The organism is Caballeronia zhejiangensis, from assembly GCF_000698575.1.
Taxonomy (GTDB): domain Bacteria; phylum Pseudomonadota; class Gammaproteobacteria; order Burkholderiales; family Burkholderiaceae; genus Caballeronia; species Caballeronia zhejiangensis.
Map to the genome: position 1 here is coordinate 91,640 of NZ_JFHD01000013.1, position 19,412 is coordinate 111,051.

20 protein-coding genes are annotated in these 19,412 nt (G+C 63.9%); 7 read left to right on the forward strand and 13 right to left on the reverse strand.

The window, feature by feature from the left end; genetic code table 11:
* Positions 1 to 90 precede the first annotated feature (90 nt).
* Complete coding sequence (locus BG60_RS18110) at positions 91 to 1,050, forward strand: LysR family transcriptional regulator (protein WP_008354235.1); 960 nt, start codon at positions 91 to 93, stop codon at positions 1,048 to 1,050.
* On the opposite strand, the gene BG60_RS18115 is transcribed toward BG60_RS18110, so the two are convergent.
* Together BG60_RS18115 and BG60_RS18120 are read right to left on the reverse strand one after the other, a co-directional pair.
* Entirely contained in the window at positions 1,001 to 1,885 is an 885-nt protein-coding gene (locus BG60_RS18115) for a bifunctional helix-turn-helix transcriptional regulator/GNAT family N-acetyltransferase (protein WP_008354234.1), read from the reverse strand. The two genes, BG60_RS18110 and BG60_RS18115, sit on opposite strands and share 50 nt — an antisense overlap.
* A gap of 36 nt (positions 1,886 to 1,921) precedes the next feature.
* Positions 1,922 to 2,935: an AraC family transcriptional regulator gene (locus BG60_RS18120; RefSeq protein WP_008354233.1), complete on the reverse strand. Its 1,014-nt coding sequence runs from the start codon at positions 2,933 to 2,935 to the stop codon at positions 1,922 to 1,924.
* Between the two features lie 153 nt (positions 2,936 to 3,088).
* Here BG60_RS18120 and BG60_RS18125 point away from each other — a divergent pair, with 153 nt between their 5' ends.
* The gene (locus BG60_RS18125; protein ID WP_034472261.1) at positions 3,089 to 3,943 is read left to right on the forward strand and encodes a class I SAM-dependent methyltransferase; all 855 of its coding nucleotides are present in this window, start codon (positions 3,089 to 3,091) and stop codon (positions 3,941 to 3,943) included.
* Between the two features lie 21 nt (positions 3,944 to 3,964).
* Here BG60_RS18125 and BG60_RS18130 read toward each other — a convergent pair whose 3' ends face one another.
* The 4 genes from BG60_RS18130 to BG60_RS18145 form a co-directional block, all read right to left on the reverse strand.
* Complete coding sequence (locus BG60_RS18130) at positions 3,965 to 5,011, reverse strand: Gfo/Idh/MocA family protein (RefSeq protein ID WP_008354231.1); 1,047 nt, start codon at positions 5,009 to 5,011, stop codon at positions 3,965 to 3,967.
* Positions 5,012 to 5,072: 61 nt separating this feature from the next.
* A complete protein-coding gene (locus BG60_RS18135) occupies positions 5,073 to 5,297 on the reverse strand; it encodes a hypothetical protein (RefSeq protein WP_235366157.1) in 225 nt (74 codons plus the stop codon).
* Between the two features lie 78 nt (positions 5,298 to 5,375).
* Entirely contained in the window at positions 5,376 to 6,755 is a 1,380-nt protein-coding gene (locus tag BG60_RS18140; RefSeq protein ID WP_008354229.1) for an ATP-binding protein, read from the reverse strand.
* Entirely contained in the window at positions 6,752 to 7,414 is a 663-nt protein-coding gene (locus BG60_RS18145) for a response regulator (RefSeq protein ID WP_008354227.1), read from the reverse strand. The genes BG60_RS18140 and BG60_RS18145 overlap by 4 nt, the downstream gene beginning before the upstream one ends.
* A gap of 198 nt (positions 7,415 to 7,612) precedes the next feature.
* On the opposite strand from BG60_RS18145, the gene BG60_RS18150 reads away from it, so the two are divergent.
* On the forward strand, positions 7,613 to 8,002 hold the full coding sequence (locus BG60_RS18150; RefSeq protein WP_144403588.1) for a hypothetical protein: 390 nt from the start codon (positions 7,613 to 7,615) through the stop codon (positions 8,000 to 8,002).
* A gap of 351 nt (positions 8,003 to 8,353) precedes the next feature.
* Complete coding sequence (locus tag BG60_RS18160; protein WP_008354224.1) at positions 8,354 to 9,337, forward strand: bifunctional helix-turn-helix transcriptional regulator/GNAT family N-acetyltransferase; 984 nt, start codon at positions 8,354 to 8,356, stop codon at positions 9,335 to 9,337.
* A 1-nt stretch (position 9,338) separates the two neighbouring features.
* On the opposite strand, the gene BG60_RS18165 is transcribed toward BG60_RS18160, so the two are convergent.
* The 4 genes from BG60_RS18165 to BG60_RS18180 form a co-directional block, all read right to left on the reverse strand.
* Entirely contained in the window at positions 9,339 to 10,259 is a 921-nt protein-coding gene (locus BG60_RS18165) for a dihydrodipicolinate synthase family protein (RefSeq protein WP_008354223.1), read from the reverse strand.
* Between the two features lie 13 nt (positions 10,260 to 10,272).
* Positions 10,273 to 11,988: an IlvD/Edd family dehydratase gene (locus BG60_RS18170; RefSeq protein WP_008354222.1), complete on the reverse strand. Its 1,716-nt coding sequence runs from the start codon at positions 11,986 to 11,988 to the stop codon at positions 10,273 to 10,275.
* A 142-nt stretch (positions 11,989 to 12,130) separates the two neighbouring features.
* Positions 12,131 to 13,447 carry an MFS transporter gene (locus BG60_RS18175; RefSeq protein ID WP_034472267.1) on the reverse strand — a complete coding sequence of 439 codons (1,317 nt, stop codon included), beginning with the start codon at positions 13,445 to 13,447 and terminating at the stop codon, positions 12,131 to 12,133.
* A 16-nt stretch (positions 13,448 to 13,463) separates the two neighbouring features.
* Positions 13,464 to 14,645 (reverse strand): M20 aminoacylase family protein, encoded by a 1,182-nt coding sequence (locus BG60_RS18180; protein WP_008354221.1) that lies wholly within the window; start codon positions 14,643 to 14,645, stop codon positions 13,464 to 13,466.
* A 132-nt stretch (positions 14,646 to 14,777) separates the two neighbouring features.
* Here BG60_RS18180 and BG60_RS18185 point away from each other — a divergent pair, with 132 nt between their 5' ends.
* Positions 14,778 to 15,671, forward strand: a complete 894-nt coding sequence (locus BG60_RS18185) for a LysR substrate-binding domain-containing protein (protein WP_033535848.1) — start codon at positions 14,778 to 14,780, stop codon at positions 15,669 to 15,671.
* A 214-nt stretch (positions 15,672 to 15,885) separates the two neighbouring features.
* On the forward strand, positions 15,886 to 16,128 hold the full coding sequence (locus tag BG60_RS18190; RefSeq protein ID WP_008354219.1) for a hypothetical protein: 243 nt from the start codon (positions 15,886 to 15,888) through the stop codon (positions 16,126 to 16,128).
* A gap of 33 nt (positions 16,129 to 16,161) precedes the next feature.
* Here the strand turns inward: BG60_RS18190 and BG60_RS18195 are convergent, their stop codons facing one another.
* A complete protein-coding gene (locus BG60_RS18195; protein ID WP_008354218.1) occupies positions 16,162 to 16,653 on the reverse strand; it encodes a phosphate-starvation-inducible PsiE family protein in 492 nt (163 codons plus the stop codon).
* A 344-nt stretch (positions 16,654 to 16,997) separates the two neighbouring features.
* Positions 16,998 to 17,516: a hypothetical protein gene (locus tag BG60_RS18200; RefSeq protein ID WP_008354217.1), complete on the reverse strand. Its 519-nt coding sequence runs from the start codon at positions 17,514 to 17,516 to the stop codon at positions 16,998 to 17,000.
* Between the two features lie 180 nt (positions 17,517 to 17,696).
* On the opposite strand from BG60_RS18200, the gene BG60_RS18205 reads away from it, so the two are divergent.
* Positions 17,697 to 18,335, forward strand: coding sequence for a YceI family protein (locus BG60_RS18205; protein WP_034472270.1), 639 nt, complete (start codon positions 17,697 to 17,699; stop codon positions 18,333 to 18,335).
* A 10-nt stretch (positions 18,336 to 18,345) separates the two neighbouring features.
* Here BG60_RS18205 and tdh read toward each other — a convergent pair whose 3' ends face one another.
* On the reverse strand, positions 18,346 to 19,383 hold the full coding sequence (gene tdh, locus BG60_RS18210; RefSeq protein WP_008354214.1) for an L-threonine 3-dehydrogenase: 1,038 nt from the start codon (positions 19,381 to 19,383) through the stop codon (positions 18,346 to 18,348).
* Between the last annotated feature and the right edge of the window lie 29 nt (positions 19,384 to 19,412).

Genomic DNA, 19,412 nt, shown 5'->3' on the forward strand with positions numbered 1-19,412 from the left:
GTTGGAGTGATCTTCCGGGCCCTTCGGGGCCCGTTTTTTTGCGTGACGCGATAACATGAATGCCTTCTCATCCATGACGCGGAGGCATGAATGGCCGGCTTCAACGAACGCATCCTCAACGGCATCAGCGTGTTCGCTGCGATCGTCGATGCAGGCACGTTCGCCGCGGCGAGCGATCGGCTCGGCATGTCGCAACCCGGCGTGAGCCGCGCGATCGCGCGTCTCGAAGCGCGTCTGAAGATTCGTCTTTTCGATCGCACGACGCGCAGCGTTTCGCTCACCGACGATGGCCGGCGCTTCTTCGAGCACGTCATGCCGCATCTCGCGGGACTGGAGGAAGCGGCGGCCACGGCATCCGAAGGGGCGACGGCGGTGCGCGGCCGCTTGCGCGTGAACGTCGATCCGATCTTCTCGCGGCTTCTGCTCGGCCCGAAGCTCGACGCGTTTCTGAAGGCGCATCCCGATCTGCAACTCGAACTCATCACGAGCGACCGTCTCGGCGACATGATCGCGGATGGTTTCGATCTCGCCGTGCGCTTCGGCGAGCCGCGCGATTCGAGTCTCGTCGCGCGCAAGCTGCTCGATACGCCGGTGCGGACCGTCGCCGCGCCGTCGTATATCAAGCGATGCGGCACGCCCGCTACCCCGCAGGCGCTCGCAGACGGCACGCATACGTGCATCGAGTTTCGCGATCCCGAAACGGGACGGCCGTTCGCGTGGGAGTTTCATCGCAAGAAGAAGCGCATCACGGTGGAAACGCACGGCCGTCTCACGCTCAACGATCCCGGCACGATGCTGAGCACGCTGCTCTCAGGCTATGGCGTCGCGCAGATTCTGCTGCTGGGTCACGAACATCTGATCGCCGATGCCAAGCTCATCGACCTCTTCCCCGACTGGCCCGACGAGCGCTTTCCGCTGTATGCGTTTTATCCGTCGCGGCATCATCCGCCGGCGAAGACGCGCGCGTTTCTCGATCTCGTCATCGCGCTGACGGGAGGCGTCAACGCAAACTCTTCTCGAACCAGTGATGCGCGTAAGCCTCGTCGCTGAACGGCGCGACCTCGACATAGCCGGATCGCCGATACAGGCCGATCGCTTCCCCGAGCGCCTTGTTCGTCTCCAGACGCACGGCTTTCGCTCCGTTCTTCGACGCGAGCCGTTCGGCCTCTTCGAGCAGCCGACGTCCGACGCCGAGTCCGCGCGCGCCGGCGCTCACCCACATGCGCTTCAACTCGGCCGGCGACGCGCCGTGGAACTTGAGCGCGACGCAGCCTATCGCCGCGCCGCGCAGCCTCGCAACGATCAGCGCGCCCTGCGGCGCCGTCAATTCGCGCGAATCGGCGGACAGGCTGACGGACGGATCGAAGCCCGCTTCGAAGCGCGCGTTCAACTCCGCGAAGTATTGGTCGATGCACCATTGCGCATCCTCGCTCGTCGGGTCTTCGATCGCGAAGCGCATCAGCGAAGGTTGCAGCAAGCGCTCGACTTCGGCCATCGCCGCGATCAGCCGCTTGCGCTGCGCATCGTTCAACGGCGCGAGCATGCCCCCCGCGACCGCGTCCGATAACCTTTCGAGTTCTTCACGTTCGGCGCAGCCCGCATCGGTGAGGCTCGCGCGGCGCACGCGGCGGTCATCGGGACGAGACTCGACCGCGACGAGACCTTGTCGCTGCAGCGCGGCGAGCGTGCGGCTCACGTAACCCGAATCGAGACCGAGACGCTCGCGCAACACGCGAAGATCGACGCCCTGCGCACCGATTTCCCAGATGAGCCGTGATTCGCCCATCGGACGGCCGCGCCCGAGAAAATGCTCGTTGAGCGCGCCGATGCCCTCGGCAACGGTGCGATTGAAGCTGCGAATCTGGCTGATGTCGGTCGGGTTCATATCTCTGACTCTAGTCAGAGAATCGCCCGGCGTCAATCAATGTGCTTGCGCCTCGGCTTCCACGCGCGTTTTCTCCCGGCGCCACGTCGCGGGCGGCTTGCCGACGAGGCGCTTGAACGCACGAATGAACGCCGCTTCGGATGCATAGCCGACGTCCTGCGCGACCGCTGCGATCGTCGCGTTCGTGTTGCGCAGCAGTCCGGCCGCGACCTGCATGCGCCAGTTGACGAGGTACTGCATCGGCGGCAAGCCGATGATCTCGCTGAAGCGCTCGTGCAACGCCGAACGCGAGAGGCCCACGCGCTCGCCCAGTTCTTCGACGGTCCACTCGTGCGCGGGCGCATCGTGCATGACGGCGAGTGCGCGCCCGACGAATCGGTCGCGCAGGCCCGCGAGCCAGCCGCGGCTTTCATCGGGCAGTACATCGACGTAACGGCGCACGGCATCGACGAACATCATCTCGCTCATGCGTTCGAGCATCGCTTCGCCGCCCGGCCGCTTGTGACGCGATTCGACGACGGCCTGCTGCATGAAGTGATTAATCCAGCCCTGCGCGCCCGATTCCTTCAGATGCAAGAGGCGCGGCAACGTCGCGATCAGCGGATTGAACGGACGCAGATCGCAGCCGAGAAAGCCGCATACGAGCATCGTTTCATACGCGTCGTCGGGGCGTCGATTGTTGCGCGCCTCGACCGCGTCGTAGGTCAGCGTGAAGGGCAGCTGATCGATCTTCATCGAGAACGGATCGATATCCGCTTCGGCGCGAATGCCCGGCGCGCTCGAAATCACATGCGCGTCGCCGTGCGGAAACACGATGATGTCGCCGCTCGCAAGACGCACCGGCGCTTCGCCGACGAGCGCGCCCCAGCAGTTGCCGTGCGTCACGACGTGATACTCCATCACATGCTCGCAATCCGGCATGACGATGCTCGCGATGTCGCGCGCGGGCGGCGCTTCGGCCGCCCAGCTTCGATTGCCGCTCACGTGAAAGAACAGCGCGCCGCGCAAGCGCACGGTGCGCAGCACGTCGGACAGGATGTCGAGACTCATGGCGTCTCCCGGTGATCGTAAGCATCGCAAAGCGGACGAACGGACAATTCGCGGCGACTTGCGGACAGGCGTCGAAGCGATGGTAACGGGATACTGCATCTGCCCGCTATCAGGGCGACGCTCGACACATCATCCGGAACTGGAGAACGAACCATGCATGCGTTGAATACATCCGCGGTCTGCGACGAGCCGGCCAAATCACAGCAACCCGATTTCGCCGCGATCAAGGCCCGCCAGCAAGCCACCTGGGCGAGTGGCGACTTCGCGGTGATCGGCACGACATTGCAGATCGTCGGCGAGATGCTTGCCGAATCGATCGATGTGCGCGCCGGCGAGCGCGTGCTCGATATGGCCGCCGGCAACGGCAATGCGACGCTCGCCGCCGCGCGACGTTTTGCCCGCGTGACATCGACCGATTACGTTCCGGCGCTGCTCGAAAAAGGCCGTGCGCGCGCGCAAGCCGAAGGACTCGCGATCGACTTCGAGGTCGCCGATGCCGAGAACCTGCCCTTCGACGACGGCAGCTTCGATGTGGTGCTGTCGACATTCGGCGCGATGTTCACGCCGGATCACAGGCGCTCGGCGAGCGAAATGCTGCGCGTGGCGAAGAGCGGCGGACGCATCGGCATGGCGAACTGGACGCCCGAGGGTTTCATCGGCCAGTTGTTCAAGATCATCGGCGCTTACGTGCCGCCGCCCGCGGGGCTGCAATCGCCCGCGCTTTGGGGCACCGAGCCGCATCTCGTCGCGCTCTTCGGCGCCGAGGCAGCCGATATTCGTTGCGTACGCAAGTACTTCAACATGCGCTATGAATCGCCGGCGCACTGGATACAGGTGTTCCGCGATTTCTACGGGCCCGTGCATCGCGCGTTCGCGGCGCTCGATGCAGCGAAGCAGGCCGATCTCGAACGCGAGATCGGCGGCCTGCTCGAACGCTGCAATGTTGCGGGACCGTCTTCGCTCGTCGTGCCGAGCGAATACATGGAAGTGGTGATCGTCAGGCGTTGACGAGATGCGCTCGCGCGCGAATCACAGCGTGACGGGCTTGCCGCTGCGCGCGCTTGCGATGATCGCGGCGAGCGTCGCGGCATTGTCGAGACTCACTTGCGCGTAGTACTCGATGGCGGCGGCACCGTGCGTTGCGACCATGCGCGCGAAGCTTTCCGCCGCGAAGAAGAAGCCGCTTCCGGTGTCCGACTCGACCGTCTCGAACGGCACCGAATTCGGAATGCCGCGACGCAAGCGCATCTGGCTCGGCAGATAGCCGTATTGATCGCCCGCCGTCTGCGCGCTCGTGTGATTCAGATATTCGGTGTCGATCGTGCCCTGCGTGCCGATGATCGTCGCGTGCCGATGATTCGCCGCATCCATCGAGCACGAGACTTGCGCGCGGCGGCCATCGGCGTAGATGAGCGTCGCCATGAGGCTGATGTCGACGTTGCTGTCGGCCCATGTCGCGATTGCATCGACGCGTTGCGGCGCGCTGCCCATCACGAGACGAATGAGGCTCAGCGGATAACTCCCCGCATCGAGCAGCGCGCCGCCGCCGAGCTCGGGCTTCATGCGGATGTTTGCGCCGGGATTGCCGACGGTGAAGCCGAAGTTCGCCTGAATCGCGCGCACGTCGCCGATCGCGCCTTCGCCGATTAGCGCCATCATCGTCGCGGTCTGCGGCTGGAAATAGTATGGGAACGCTTCGAGCAGCAGCACGCCATTGCGATCGGCGGCCTCGAACATGCGCGCGGCTTCGTCGCGATCCAGCGCGAGCGGCTTCTCGCACAGGATGTGCTTGCCGTGATCCGCGGCCTTGATCGCCCATTCGGCATGCAGGCTGTTCGGCAGCGGAATGTAAACCGCGTCGATGTCCGGGCTCGCAAGCAGCGCGTCGTAGCTGCCGAACCATTTTTCGATGCCGTTTGCTTGCGCGAAGGCTTGCGCATTCTCGTCGCTGCGGCTCGCGACCGCGACGACGCGCACGCGCTCGCTCGGTCTCACGTCACGCGTGAATTGTCTGGCGATGTTCGCGCCACCGAGAATGCCGAGGCGCAGGACGGACGATGCTTGAGTGGATGACAAGGCGGGCTCCTGAATTTGTACCAAATGGTTCACCACGTCAAAGGTAACACAATCGCGTGCTTCAAGGCATGCACTTGTCGGGACGAACTTTCGTGCCGCGCCGGTCCGCCGGGACGTTGCAATTGTCCACGCGTTGATCGTCGCTGGCCTTGTCGCCGAGACGTTCCTTCAAGGTCTTCGGTTCCGGTGCGGCGGACGAAGCCGCAACGGGCGCTTCCGCTGCGTCCGTTGCAAGCGCGGCGCCGGTCCACGCGAGACAAGCGCATAGAAGAACGAGTGTCTTCATGACAGACCGCCATGAAAGATGAAACGAGCAGCTTCGCCGCGCGGCGAGCGCACGACGCCCCGCTTCTTGCGGTTTCATTCAGGCATGCATTCCGCTGACGACATCCTTCGCGCGCGCCGCCGACGCAACCGGACACAAGCCGCGCACCGCGACGATCAGACCGCTCGCGTCATCGCGGTTCCTGACGTCGAGCGTCGCGTGATGCCGTTGCGCGACGCGCAGCGCGATCGCGAGACCGAGCCCGCTGCCGTGTCCCGACGTCCCGACGCAACGATAAAAGCGGTCGCATACGCGATCGATCTCGTCCGGCGGAATGCCGGGGCCGGAGTCCAGCACGGTGAGCGCGATGCCATCCGCTTGGCGCCGCAAGGTCACGTCGACGCGCCCACCGTGCGGCGTGTGACGGATCGCGTTATCGAGCAGGTTGTTCACGAGGACGGCGAGCGCGTGCGTGTCGCCCATGATCGTGAACGGATCGTGATCGTCCAGCGCATGTTCGAGTTCCAGGCCGAGGTCGATCGATCGTGCTTCGGCCAGCAACGAGAAATCGCTCACGCGGAGTTCGCAGAGCGTGCGCAGGCTCATCGGCGCGATGGCCGCTTCGCGCGCGGCGTCTTCGCGCGCCATGCTGAGCAGCTGCTGCGCGAGATGGATGAGGCGATTCAACCGGCCGTCGATCTTCGCGAGCGTCGCGGCATCGACCTGAAGCGAGCCATCGCCGATTGCGCCCTGGATTTGCAGCTTGAGCGCGGTGAGCGGCGTGCGCAGTTCGTGCGCGGCATCGGCGACGAACGTGCGCTGCGCCTGCGATGCCTCCGAGAGACGCGCGAGCAGGCCATTCAACGCATCGACGAGAGGACGCAGCTCGTCGGGCATCGGCTTGTGGAAGACGACGGGCTCGAGCGATTCCGGCGAGCGCGCGACGAGCGATTGCGACAGCCAGCGCACCGGCGAAAGCCCGCGCGCGACGACGAGAAGCACGATCACGACGATCACCGGAATCAGCAATGCGAGCGGCCAGATCGTGCGCAATGCGAGCGCCATGGCGAGATCGTCGCGGATGAAATAAGGCTGCGCGACCTGCACGAAGCGATCCGGCTGCGCGACGCCGAACGCGCGCCAGCGATACCCTTCCCGCTCCGCCGATTCGAAACCGTCGCCGAAACGCGGCAAGGCGGGCTCGCGCGGCGAGTGATAGATGAGGCGGCCCGTCCGATCCCAGATGTCGATGACGAGCCGGTCGTCCGCGATGCCGTGCAGTTCGGGATTGCGGCCCTCTGCAACGTCGTCGGCGGTGATGTTATGCGGCAGCGAGAGCGCGACGGTGCGCAGTTCGTAGTCGAAGAGTTCGCCGGCTTCGAGGCGCGCGGCGTCGAATATGCCGACGCCCGCAATCAGGCACGCGATGCCAAGGCTGCAGATGAGCCAGCCGAGCAGCCATCGGCGGATCGTTGTCATCCGATCCTCTTCAATCGATAACCGACGCCGCGCACCGTCACGATCTCATCCGCGCCGATCTTGCGCCGCAAGCTGTGAACGTGGACTTCGATCGCGTTGCTGCCGACTTCCTCGCCCCAGCCGTACAGTTTTTCTTCGAGCTCGGGGCGGCGAAATACGCGCGACGGCTCTTCGATCAGCGCCTGCAGCAGCGCGAACTCGCGCGGCACGAGATTGAGCGCGACGCCGCCCTTGGTCGCCTCGTGTGCGGCCGGATTGAGCGTCAGCTCGCCATGCGAGTACACCGGATGCTTGTGCCCGGTGCGGCGTCTCAACAATGCGCGGACGCGAGCCGCGAGCTCGTCGAGATCGAAGGGCTTCATCAGATAGTCGTCCGCGCCGGCGTCGAGGCCGCGGATGCGGTCATCGACGGCATCGCGCGCGGTCAGGATCATCACGGGCGCGTCGCCGCCGTTCTTGCGATACGTGGCGAGCACGTCGAGGCCGTCGCGCTTGGGCAGGTTCAGGTCCAGCAGCACGAGGTCGTACACGCCGTTGCCGAGCGACAGCTCCGCGGCCCGTCCGTCCTGCGCCCAATCCACCGTGTAACCGGCGCGGCGCAACGCGGCGAGCACGGTCTCCGCGATCATCTCGTCGTCCTCCACCAATAACAGGCGCATGCACTTTCTCCAGGCTCAACAGGTCGCCGCCGATTGTCCGGCTTGCATGCTTAAGCGCCACTTAAGCTTTGCGCGCAGCCGCACATTATGTCCCCGATAACGCCTTGCGGCGCCGGCGGCTTAAGCATCGCATAAGGTTTGTCCACGCACTATACGTCGAGCGCGCCGATTCGCGGCCGTGCGGCCCCGGAGATGCCGATGCGAGCGTCCACTATCGTTTCCCTGCGTGCGAACGCCGTGCTGATCGCATTGTGCGTCGCGGCATCGGATGCGGCGTGGCTCGCGGTCTGCGGTTGCACGGGCCATGTGCATGCGCTCGAAACCACGACGATGCGTCTCGCGACGCTCGGGAGCGCGGCAGGCATCGTCTTCATCGTGCGACGCATCGCCAAGCTCGAATTCGATGCGGCCAGAGCCGCAAGGCGCATCGCCTGGACCAGCGACAGATTCGTCATCGACGGAACGTGTCCCGGCGCCTGGCTCGTGCAGCTCCATGTGGAGCTTCATCCCGACGGCTCACGGTCGAGCGCCGCGCACGCGTGTCCCCACGCAGCGGCGTCCAGCAGAGTGCCACGCGGTCGGGCGTGACCTCGGAATCGCGCCCGACCTCCTTCGACCCGGCTCATGAGCCGGGTTTTTTTTGTCCGCGAATATTTGCCGCGTCTCGCACTACACATTGCTTTCGCTCGCATTTCAATGTCCATTCGTTCGCTTACCTAAGCATCCCCGTCTGTATCGTGCGCGGCGCGTGCGCGAGTTCGCGTGGGGCGGCATCGCAATCGTGTTGCTGCGCGTGGCGGAACCGCGGCGCGCGAGCGAATTGGCGCGCCATCGCGGCTAAAGGTGAGGCTTTTCGGGAGCGCGATTTTTCTTGCGAAAGTTGCAGATCGCAACTAAATTAGAGGCATTTGGTTGCGCCTCGCAACCGATGGAGAGGACATGGACTTCATCGACACACCCGTTCAATCGCGCGACAAAACCATTCTCGAACTGCGCGAATTCTCGCGCAAGCTCGTGCGCGAACTGGGCTTCATGCGCAACACGCTGGCCGACAGCGGACTCGCGCCTTCGGCGGTTCACGCGATCATCGAGATCGGGGCGACGCCCGGCATTCAGGCGCGCGACATCGCGCAAATTCTGCGGCTCGACAAATCCAACGCCAGCCGGCAGATCGCGCGGCTCGAAGCGGCGGGGCTTGTCACGCGGCAGACATCGAGCGAAGACGCGCGTTCGTCCGAGCTGTATCTCACGGCGAACGGACAGAAGCTGCGCAGAAAGATCGACAAGTTCGCGACCGATCAGGTTTCCGACGCGCTGCGCCGCATGGTGCCCGAAGATCAGCAGACGCTCGTGCGCTCGCTCGCGCTCTACGCCGATGCGCTCGCCCACGGTCACGAACACAAGATCTATCACAGGACGCATGCCGCGCATACGGAAAGCGCGCGCATCGTCGAGGGATACCGGCCCGGCTGCATCGGCGATGTGGCGAGCCTGCACGCGCGTTTCTACGCTCATCACGCGGGCTTCGGCGTGTTCTTCGAGCGCAGGGTCGCGACGGAATTGGCCGCATTCGCGGAAAGTCTGCCGGTCGAAGGCCGCGCGTTGTGGCTCGTGATGGAAGGCGAGCGCACGCTCGGCTCGCTCGCGATCGATGGCGATCTCACCACGCGCGTCGCGCATCTGCGCTGGTTCATCGTCGACGATTCGTTGCGGGGCAGCGGCATAGGCAGGCAATTGATGGCGCGCGCGATGAGCTTCGTCGACGCGCACTACGACGAAACGTATCTCTGGACCTTCAAGAGCCTGGACGCCGCGCGCCACTTGTACGAATCGTTCGGATTCACGTTGAGCGATGAAGCCGAAGGCACGCAATGGGGCACATCCGTGATCGAGCAGCGCTTCACGCGGCACGCGGCGCGCTGATTCATCGGCGCAAGACGCGCGATGTCGGCCCTAGTCGTTGCGCGAAACGGCGCGCGCATTCGATGCCGAACGGCGTCGGACGCGCGCCGCGATCGTGCTGCACGTCAAAGCCCATGCGCCACGCCGCGATGCGCTTGCCGTAACAGGTGAGCGTTTCCAGGGACTGCATCACGAAGACGATTTCCGGCAGCGTCTCCGCATACAGCGATTCGGCATCGTCCTCGCGGCCTTCGGCGAACGCGTCGTAAATGGCGGCCTGACGATCGAACGCGTCGGGCGCGACGATCAGGCCATCGCAGCCCGCACGCAAGTTGTCCACGAGTTCCTGGCCACCGCGCCCGTTGAACACCGCGAGCGTCTGTTCGAGCGCGCGCAATCGTTCGATGGTCGCGCGGATCGTCACAGCCGGGCCCTCGCCCTTCAGCAAACGGAAGTTCGGCCGCTCGGCAGCGAGCGCGGCAATCGATTCCGCCGACAAACCCACGCCCAGATATTCCGGCGCGTTCTGAATGCCCGCATTCGCGCCGGTCCGTTCGAGCACCGACGCGAAGAAGTCGTAGTAGAACGCTTCCGGCTCGCCGCGTTTGGACGGCGGTTGAAGGATCAACCACGACGCGCCGCGTTCGAGCGCATGGCTTGCGAGCGCGACTTGTGCATCGACGCTGTCGCCGGTGATCGTGACCGCGAGCGGCACGCGACCGGCGATATGCGCGGCGCATACGTCGATCATCGTGCGCTTCTCGTCTTCCGACAGGCGATGCACTTCCGTCGCGAGACCGAGCGTGACGATCGCCGGCGCGCCCGCCGCGAGGGTCGCGTCGATCTGCTTGCGCGTGGCGTCGTGGTCGAGGCGGTTCAGCGCATCGAAATAGGCGTACAGCACCGGCCACATGCCGGGCGGCGGCGTTTGCAGGTTCGTCATCGATTGCCTCCGCTCAATGCGAATCGCGCGGCACGGGCGCGCCGCTCGAACCGACGAGAAAGTCCAGGTCCGCGCCCTGATCCGCCTGCAAGACATGCTCGACATACAAGCGGTAATAACCGCGCTTCGGCAATTCGGGCGCCTGCCATGCGGCGCGGCGCTTCGCCAGTTCTTCGTCCGATACTTCGAGATGCAGACGCCGCGCTTCGACGTCCAGTTCGATCATGTCGCCGGTCTGCACGAGCGCGAGCGGACCGCCCGCCGCCGCTTCCGGCGACACATGCAGCACGACCGCGCCGTAGGCGGTGCCGCTCATGCGGCCATCGGAGATGCGGACCATATCGGTGATGCCTTTTTGCAGCACCTTTTTCGGCAGCGGCATGTTCCCGACTTCCGCGAAGCCGGGATAACCCTTCGGCCCCGCGCCCTTCAGGACCATGATGCAGTGCTCGTCGATATCGAGCGAATCGTCGTCGACCTTCGCGTGCAACTCTTCGACGTTTTCGAATACGACCGCGCGCCCGCGATGCTTCAGCAACGATTGCGTCGCCGCCGATGGCTTGATGACCGCGCCGTTCGGTGCGAGATTGCCCTTCAGCACGGCGATGCCCGCGTGCGGCTTGAATGGCTTCTCGAACCGCGTGATGACCTTCTCGTCGTAGTTCTGCGCGTCGCTGACGTTGTCCCAGATCGTGCGGCCGTTCACCGTGAGCGCATCGCGATGCAGCAAGCCTTGCTCGCCGAGCTGACGCAACACCGCGGGCAAGCCGCCCGCGTAATAGAAGTCTTCCATCAGATACTCGCCCGATGGCTGCAGATTCACGAGGCAAGGCACCTTGCTGCCGAGTTCCCAGTCTTCGAGCGTGAGCTCCACGCCGATACGCTTCGCCAGCGCGATCAGATGCACGACCGCATTCGTCGATCCGCCGATCGCCGCGTTCGTGCGGATCGCGTTCTCGAAGGCTTCGCGCGTGAGGATCTTGTCCATCGTGAGATCGTCCTTGACCATATCGACGATGCGTCGGCCGGCCATGTGCGCGAGCACCTGACGGCGCGCATCGACGGCGGGAATCGCGGCATTGTGCGGCAAGCCCATGCCGAGCGATTCGACCATCGAGGCCATCGTGGATGCGGTGCCCATCGTCATGCAATGGCCGCGCGACCGGTTCATGCACGATTCGGCTTCGACGAATTCTTCCTGCGTCATCGTGCCCGCGCGCACTTCCTCCGACATCTGCCAGACGCCCGTGCCCGAGCCGATGGTGCCGCCGCGAAAGCGGCCGTTCAACATCGGTCCGCCCGACACCGCGAGCGCGGGCAGATTGCACGACGCCGCGCCCATCAGCAAGGCGGGCGTGGTCTTGTCGCAGCCGACGAGCAGAATGACGCCATCGATCGGATTGCCGCGTATGGATTCTTCGACGTCCATCGACGCGAGATTGCGGAACAACATGGCTGTTGGCCGCAGATTCGATTCGCCGAGCGACATCACCGGAAACTCCAGCGGAAAGCCGCCTGCCTCGCGCACGCCGCGCTTCACGTATTCCGCGAGCTCGCGAAAATGCGCGTTGCACGGCGTGAGTTCCGACCATGTATTGCAGATGCCGATGACCGGCCGGCCATCGAACTGATCGTGAGGTATGCCCTGGTTCTTCATCCACGAACGATGGATGAACGCGTCTTTATCGTTGCCGCCGAACCAGCTTTGCGAGCGTAGCTTCTTGCGCATGGAAGTCCCCTTTATCGCGCTTTCTTCATAGTGTGGGATCCAGTAAAAAAGGCCGCGCGGGCGGCCTTTTCAGAAACCCGGACACGTCGAGTTATACACCTCGCATACGCATCCGGCGCGCGTGCAGCGCAAGATTTGACGATCAGTCGAGCATTTCCTGCGACCTTTCGCGCATGCACGCCACCGCGATCACGGAGAGCACGCCGCAACCGATCACGTACCACGCGGGCGCCATCACGCTCTTCGTAATGACGATGAGCGACGTCACGAAGAACTGCGCGAAGCCGCCGAAGATCGCCACGCCGATGCTGTAGACGATGGCCGCGCCCGTCGCGCGCACCGAACGCGGGAACAGCTCGCCGAGCATCGCGCCGGTCGGACCGACGTTGAGCGAATGCACGATCGAGAGCACGGTGACGACCGCGAGCAGCGTCGTCGCGTTCGGCGATTTGTTCAGCAGCGCGAAGGCCGGCCAGATCGCGAGCATCAGCAGGATGCGCGTCGTCTGCGCGAGCTTGTTGCGGCCGATGCGGTCCGACAGATAGCCACCTATCGGCGCGACGATAAAGAGAATCGCGCCCGACACGCAGCCCGAAAGCATCGACGTCCAGCTCGGCAGGCCGAGCGTCTTCACGCCGTAGATCGACAGATAGAACACGATGATGAAGTGCGCCGACGTGCCGCCGATCGTCAGGCCGAGTCCGTTGAGCACCGCGCGGCCATGTTCGCGCAGCACGGTGACAAGCGGAATCTTCGGTGCCTTGGGCGCGGCGGCGACGTTTTGCGGCGGTGCTTCTTCCATCGTGCGACGCAGCCACCAGCCGACGGGCACGATCGCCGTGCCGATGAAGAACGGCACGCGCCAGCCCCAGCTTTCGAGTTGCGCGGTCGTGAGCGTCGCCGTGAGCGCGACGCCGGTCAACGCGCCGGCGAGCGCCGAGAGTCCCTGGCTCGAGAACTGCCACGATGCATAGAAGCCGCGCCGGTTCGCGGGCGCCTGTTCGAGCAACAGCGTCGTCGATGCGCCGACTTCGCCGCCCGCCGAGAAGCCTTGAATCAGCCGTGCGATCACGAGAATGATCGGCGCGGCGATGCCCGCTTGCGCGTAAGTCGGCGCGACGGCGATCATCGCGGTGCCGAGCGCCATCAGCCCGAGCGTGAGGAGCATCGCCTTCTTGCGGCCGGCGCGATCGGCGTACATGCCGATCAGCAAGCCGCCGATCGGCCGCGTGAAGAACCCGACGCCGAAGCTCGCCACCGCAAGCAGCAACTGGCCGACCGGATCGTCCACCGGAAAGAACAGCTTGCCGATGGTCAGCGCGAAGAACGCATAGACGATGAAGTCGTAAAACTCGAGCGCGTTGCCGACCGCCGCCGCCAGAACGAGCCGCGTGCGCGCCGCGCGGCTGGTTTGCATCGAAGGATTCGCGGGCGCGCTGGCAAAGGTAGGTGCGTTCATGATGGATTCCGAAGGATCAGTCGGCGAGCCAGGCTTCGGCCAGGCGCACCCAGTAGCTCGCGCCGATCGCGAGGATGTCGTCGTTGAAATCGTAGCCGGGGTTGTGCACCATGCAGCCGCCCTTCGAGCCGATGCCGTTGCCGATCCACGCATACGTGCCGGGGCACGCTTCGAGCATGAAGGCGAAGTCTTCGCTGCCCATCAGCGGACGCGCGGCCGGATCGACGCGTTGCGCGCCGAGCATTTTCGTCGCGACATCGGTGGCGAAGGCGGTCGGTTCCGCGTGATTCACGAGCACCGGATAGCCGAGTTCGTAGTCGATGTCGGCCGTGCAGCCGAACGCCAATGCCTGCGCGTTCACGAGCGCGGTGATGCGCTCCTGAAGCTGCTTGCGCACGCCCGCGTCGAGCGCGCGCACGGAGAGCTTCATCAGCGCGGTCTCGGGGATCACGTTGCACGCCTCGCCCGCCTGCACGCTGCCGACGGTGACGACCGCGGATTTCTGCGCATCCACTTCGCGCGCGACGATGCTGTTGAGACCGAGCATGATCGATGCGACCGCGGGCATCGGATCGCATGCGACGTGCGGCATCGCGCCATGTCCGCCGACGCCGCGCACGGTGATGTTCACCCGATCCGACGACGCCATGCCCGGACCCGGCGTGAAGAACATGTCGCCCGCGGGCAGGCCGGGCATGTTGTGCAGGCCGAACACGGCGTCGCACGGGAATTTTTCGAAGAGACCGTCTTCGATCATCGCGCGCGCGCCCGCCTCGCCTTCCTCGGCGGGCTGGAAAATCACGATCAGCGTGCCCGAGAACTGGCGGCTTTCGGCGAGATGGCGCGCGGCGCACAGAAGCATCGCGGTGTGGCCGTCGTGGCCGCATGCGTGCATCGTGCGCGCGTGTTTGCTGGAATACGGCAGGCCGGTGGCTTCCTCGATCGGCAACGCGTCCATGTCGGCGCGCAGTGCGATGCGCTTGCCGCCCTCGCCTTCCGTCAACACGCCGACGACGCCCGTCTTGCCCAGCCCGCGATGCACTTCGTAGCCCCATTGCGCGAGCAATCCCGCGACGAGATCGCTGGTTTGCGTTTCCTCATACGCAAGTTCCGGATGCGCGTGAATGCGCCGGCGCACATCGACGAATTCCGATGCGATGGCGGCAATGCCGGGGATGACGGGCTCGACTGACAACATATGACGCTCCTTGCTCGATGCGATTCGATGTGTGCCAAGCATATAAAGCCGATAAGCAAACCAAAAGACGGTAAATTTATTGCGTGATGACTATTAGTTGTCGGCGATAACCCTAGGATGTCGGCCATGAGCATGAAATATCATCAGTTGCGCGCTTTCCTGACGACCGCCGAGCAAGGCAGCATTCGCGCGGCCGCGCGCAGCCTTCATTTGTCGCAAGCGGCGCTGACTAAGGCGATCAAGGAACTGGAACAGGATCTGGGCGTACCGCTCGTGTTGCGCACCGCGCGCGGCGTGCAACTGACGGCGTTCGGGCAGCAGTTGCGCGTGCGGGCGCATCTGATCGTCAGCGAAATGCGCCGCGCGGAAGACGACATCGCGCAGATGAAAGGCGCCGGCGCGGGCAGCGTGAGCGCGGCCGTCACGCCGACTGCCGCGCTATCGATATTGCCGCAGGCGTATCGGGCGTTTCGCAAGCAGATGCCGGACGCGCGCGTGAGTTTCATCGAAGGCTTTCCGGGCGTCGCGATGCCGCGTCTGCGCGATGGTTCGCTGGACTTCGTCGTGGCGGTCGTCGTGCCCGAACATCTCGCGCCGGAGTTCGATCACATCGAGCTGTACGAGAGCCGCTCGGCGATCGTCGGGCGCGCGGATCATCCGTTGCGGCACTGCACGTCGCTCGCGGAGTTGTCGGATGCGGAGTGGCTGCTGAATCCGTCGCCGGAAAGTTCGACGCAGGCGCTGCTCGATTCGTACGCCGAGCGCGGTCTGATGGTGCCCAAACGCGTGATCGAATGTCCGAGCTTCATCATCGCGCACGGGTTGTTGCGTGGCTCGGATGCGCTCGCCGCGATGCCCGCCGCGTTGCTGGAACATCCATGGGTCGGCGAAGGGCTCGCGATCTTTCCTATCGTTGATCCGTTGCCTGCCGTGTCGGTGCGAATCGTGACGCGCAGGGACAGTCCGCTGACGCCCGCTGCGACGTTGATGCTGGAGTGCTTGCGGCACGCGGCGCGGGGACAGTGAGGCAGGTGCGCTTCAAGAAGATTCCGGATTCGTGGAATAGACAGCGAGAATCGGGGCTGTGAGGAGGAATGCACTCACTTTTTCTGGACGATCATTGCATCAGTCGATGCCTATCCGAATTAGCGACTAAACTCCAAAGAGGCGTCGGTGCATGCGTCCAACGTCTGCGCCCAAACAGTCACGATCCAGACGTGCAAGCGAAGGAGGCAGACCCATGCCGAAAACCGTTCGAACCCCTGAGCAGATTCGCGACGAACTGCAAAGCCGCATGGCCAAAATCTCCGCTGACGCGCCGGGAGCCTTGCGCGTGCGCATACCGCTGCCAGAGCGGCATCCGCCCGACGCATCCGGCCGCAACTGGAACATCGTGCCGCTCAACGACCTCGGTGCGGACTATGTACATCACGTCGAGAAGGTGATCGAAGACATGCGTACCGAGTTCGTGCTGCCAGATTGACGCTGAAAGCATCGGCAGCACGCCAACAGAATATCAATCGCGCTTTTCGCGATCCCGCGCGGCGCGCTCTGCAATCGCCGCATCGACGGGATCGTCGCGTTGCCGCATTAGCCAGTAGACGCTGCCGAGCGCGATCAGCGCGGCCGCCAGTGCGGCAATGCGGCCCGGGTCCGTGGCTGGATCAAGGATGATGAACTTGCGCGCTATCGCGAGCATCGCCACGAGAAGCACTGTCTTGACCTGCACGATGTGATCGCGTCTTAACATGACGCGAGTGATCGAATGCTTGAATTCCATCGCGATCAACAACGTCATCACCATGCCGAAAACCGCCTGAAAGATCGCATGATCCAGCGGATCGAGCGCCCCCGACAGCGTCAGCGCTATGACCGCCCGAATCAACTGCCACAGCGATACGACGATGATCACCGAGATCACGACGCTCAGGATGTGGGCGATGATCTGCTCGAAGCGCTCGTAGAAGGTCAGCACGCGCCATTGCAGCCGATATTCGTCGAGCTTCATGCGAATCTGGGTTGGCTTGCTCATGGATGGGGTCGCAGAGAGACTCGGGCACGGAGTGACGCCGACATCGCGTAGCGAGCCCAAGCCGGGCCTATGACGTTGAGCCATGCGTGCGGCGTTTTCTTTCGTCTACGTGCTGATTCTTTTCTCTTGTCTGCTGTGCACGATGCGTCACATCGCACCCCTCAGCAATCGTTGGGCCGCCAACGCTGGTGTAATGAACGCATGCGCGGCGCGCCTGACAGCGTCGCCGGTTTGCCTCGGCCGCGAAGGCGTTAGCTGGATTCTCGTTCAGTCGTCTGGAGCTCGGGAGTACGTCACAAACCACAAAGCCCGCACGATGTTCAGAATCGCATTCTGAGCATGAACCCAAGCGTGAATGGAAGATCGCTCGAAGGGATCGGCGGAATCAGGATGATGTTCGCGCCGACGCGCTTGTATTCCAGCATGATGAGCGGCGCGGCAACCGGACCGACCGTATGGTTATGGCCGAGGCCGTAGCTGCCGTAGTCGTAGCCGGAGATGAGCCCGGCCATGACTGCGAGCCTGATGTAATTCCAGTGAAGGAAGTCCGGTCCCCACACGCCGCCGCCGTAGAACGACGGCTTCGACAGCGAATTGCGAAAGTAGCCGCCTGTCACCGCCCATTGCGGCGTGACCCAGCATTCCACGCCGATGCCCGGATTGAATTGCTCGAAGTCCTTGTCCGGGTGAAAGTGATGCGAAGCGACCATCGCGTCGAGCCAGAGACCGTCGCCGCACCAGCTTGCGTGCGCGGCGGGCGTCCAGCCCAGCGCGACGAGCGCGGCAACCGCCGACAAGTGCGCGCGAAACGTTCGGAATCGGGACAGCCATGTGCACATGTTTTATCCGCCAACGCGCGTACGGTGGCGCCGCTTTTTTGAGATGTAGGTCGAGGCGAACTCTACCCGATCGCGACATTTTCGTGTGTGCTGACGAAAAGTCCGTGACGGCTTGCGCGCGTTCGGATGATCTCGGCGAAACTTGTCGACGTTCTATTTTTGTTTTCGAGGCAATGCGCGATGAAGGCTTATAAGCGTCTCGTTCTTTTTCTCGCGGCGATCGCATTGACGGCGTGCACGCCGCTTCAGGTCGTGACGCATCACGTTTCGTCGAGTGAATCGAGCGTGCCGGCAGGACGTTATCAGCTCGATCCGCATCACTGGAACGTGAGTTTCGACGTCGATCATTTCCACTACTCGCGCTTCGTCATCCGATTCGATAAGACCACGGCGCAACTCGACTGGAACGCGGACGGAATGTCCGGAAGCTCGGTACGCGCGCGAATCGACGCGTCCAGCGTCAACACCAATGTGCCGCTGCTCGATCGCATGCTGAAAGGGCCGGACATGTTCGATGGCGCGCGTTATCCGGACATCGTTTTCGTCAGCACGGCGTTTCAACGCACCGGCGAAGACAAGGGCATATTGACGGGCGATCTGACGATACGCGGCACGACGAAGCCGGTCACGCTCAACGTGACGTTCAACGGTCACGCGGTCAATCCGCTCACGAAGCAGGAAACGCTGGGCTTCTCCGCCGACGGACATTTCAGCCGCGCTCAGTTCGGACTGACGACGTGGTATCCGGCCGTCGGCGACGATGTGCACGTCGCCATTCAGGCCGAATTTTCGAAGGCGTCTGCGGACAACGCGCCGTGATGCGTGCCGCTCAGGCCGCGACGGCGGTCCAGTCGAGCACGACCTTGCCGCTGTTGCCGGAAAGCATCGTGTCGAATGCGCGCTGATAGTCGTCGACGGGAAACGTGTGCGTCAGGATCGGGGAGAGATCGAGGCCGCTTTGCAGCATCGCGACCATCTTGTACCAGGTCTCGAACATCTCGCGTCCGTAGATGCCCTTGATTTCGAGTCCCTTGAAAATCACCTGATTCCAGTCGATGGCGGTCTGCGCCGGCGGAATGCCGAGCAGTGCGACCTTGCCGCCGTGATTCATCGATTCGAGCATCGCCGTGAATGCGCTCGGCACGCCGGACATTTCCAGGCCCACGTCGAATCCTTCGGTCATGCCGAGTTCGCTCATCACGTCGCGCAGGTTTTCGTTCGCCACGTTGACCGCGCGCGTCGCGCCCATCTTGCGGGCAAGTTCGAGCCGATAGTCGTTCACGTCGGTGATGACGACGTTGCGCGCGCCGACGTGCCGCGCGATCGCCGCAGCCATCACGCCGATCGGCCCGGCGCCGGTAATCAGCACATCCTCGCCGACGAGATTGAACGAGAGGGCAGTGTGCGTCGCGTTGCCGAACGGATCGAAGATCGCAGCGAGATCGTCGGAAATGTCAGGCGGAATCTTGAACGCGTTGAACGCCGGGATCACGAGAAACTCCGCAAATGCGCCTTCACGATTCACGCCCACGCCGACCGTGTTGCGGCACAGGTGACGACGGCCCGCGCGGCAGTTACGACAAAAACCGCATGTGATATGGCCTTCGCCCGACACGCGGTCGCCGATGGCGAAGCCGCGTACTTCCTGTCCCATCTCCACGATTTCGCCGACGTACTCGTGACCGACATGCATCGGCACCGGAATCGTCTTCTGCGCCCATTCGTCCCATTTCCAGATGTGGATGTCGGTGCCGCAGATCGCCGTCTTGCGGATGCGGATGAGAACGTCGTTGTGACCGACTTCGGGTCGCTTCACGCGCGTCAGGGTGAGGCCGGGTGCGCGTTCGAGTTTGGCGAGGGCTTTCATTGCGTTTGATCCTGGCGTTTGATCCTGGC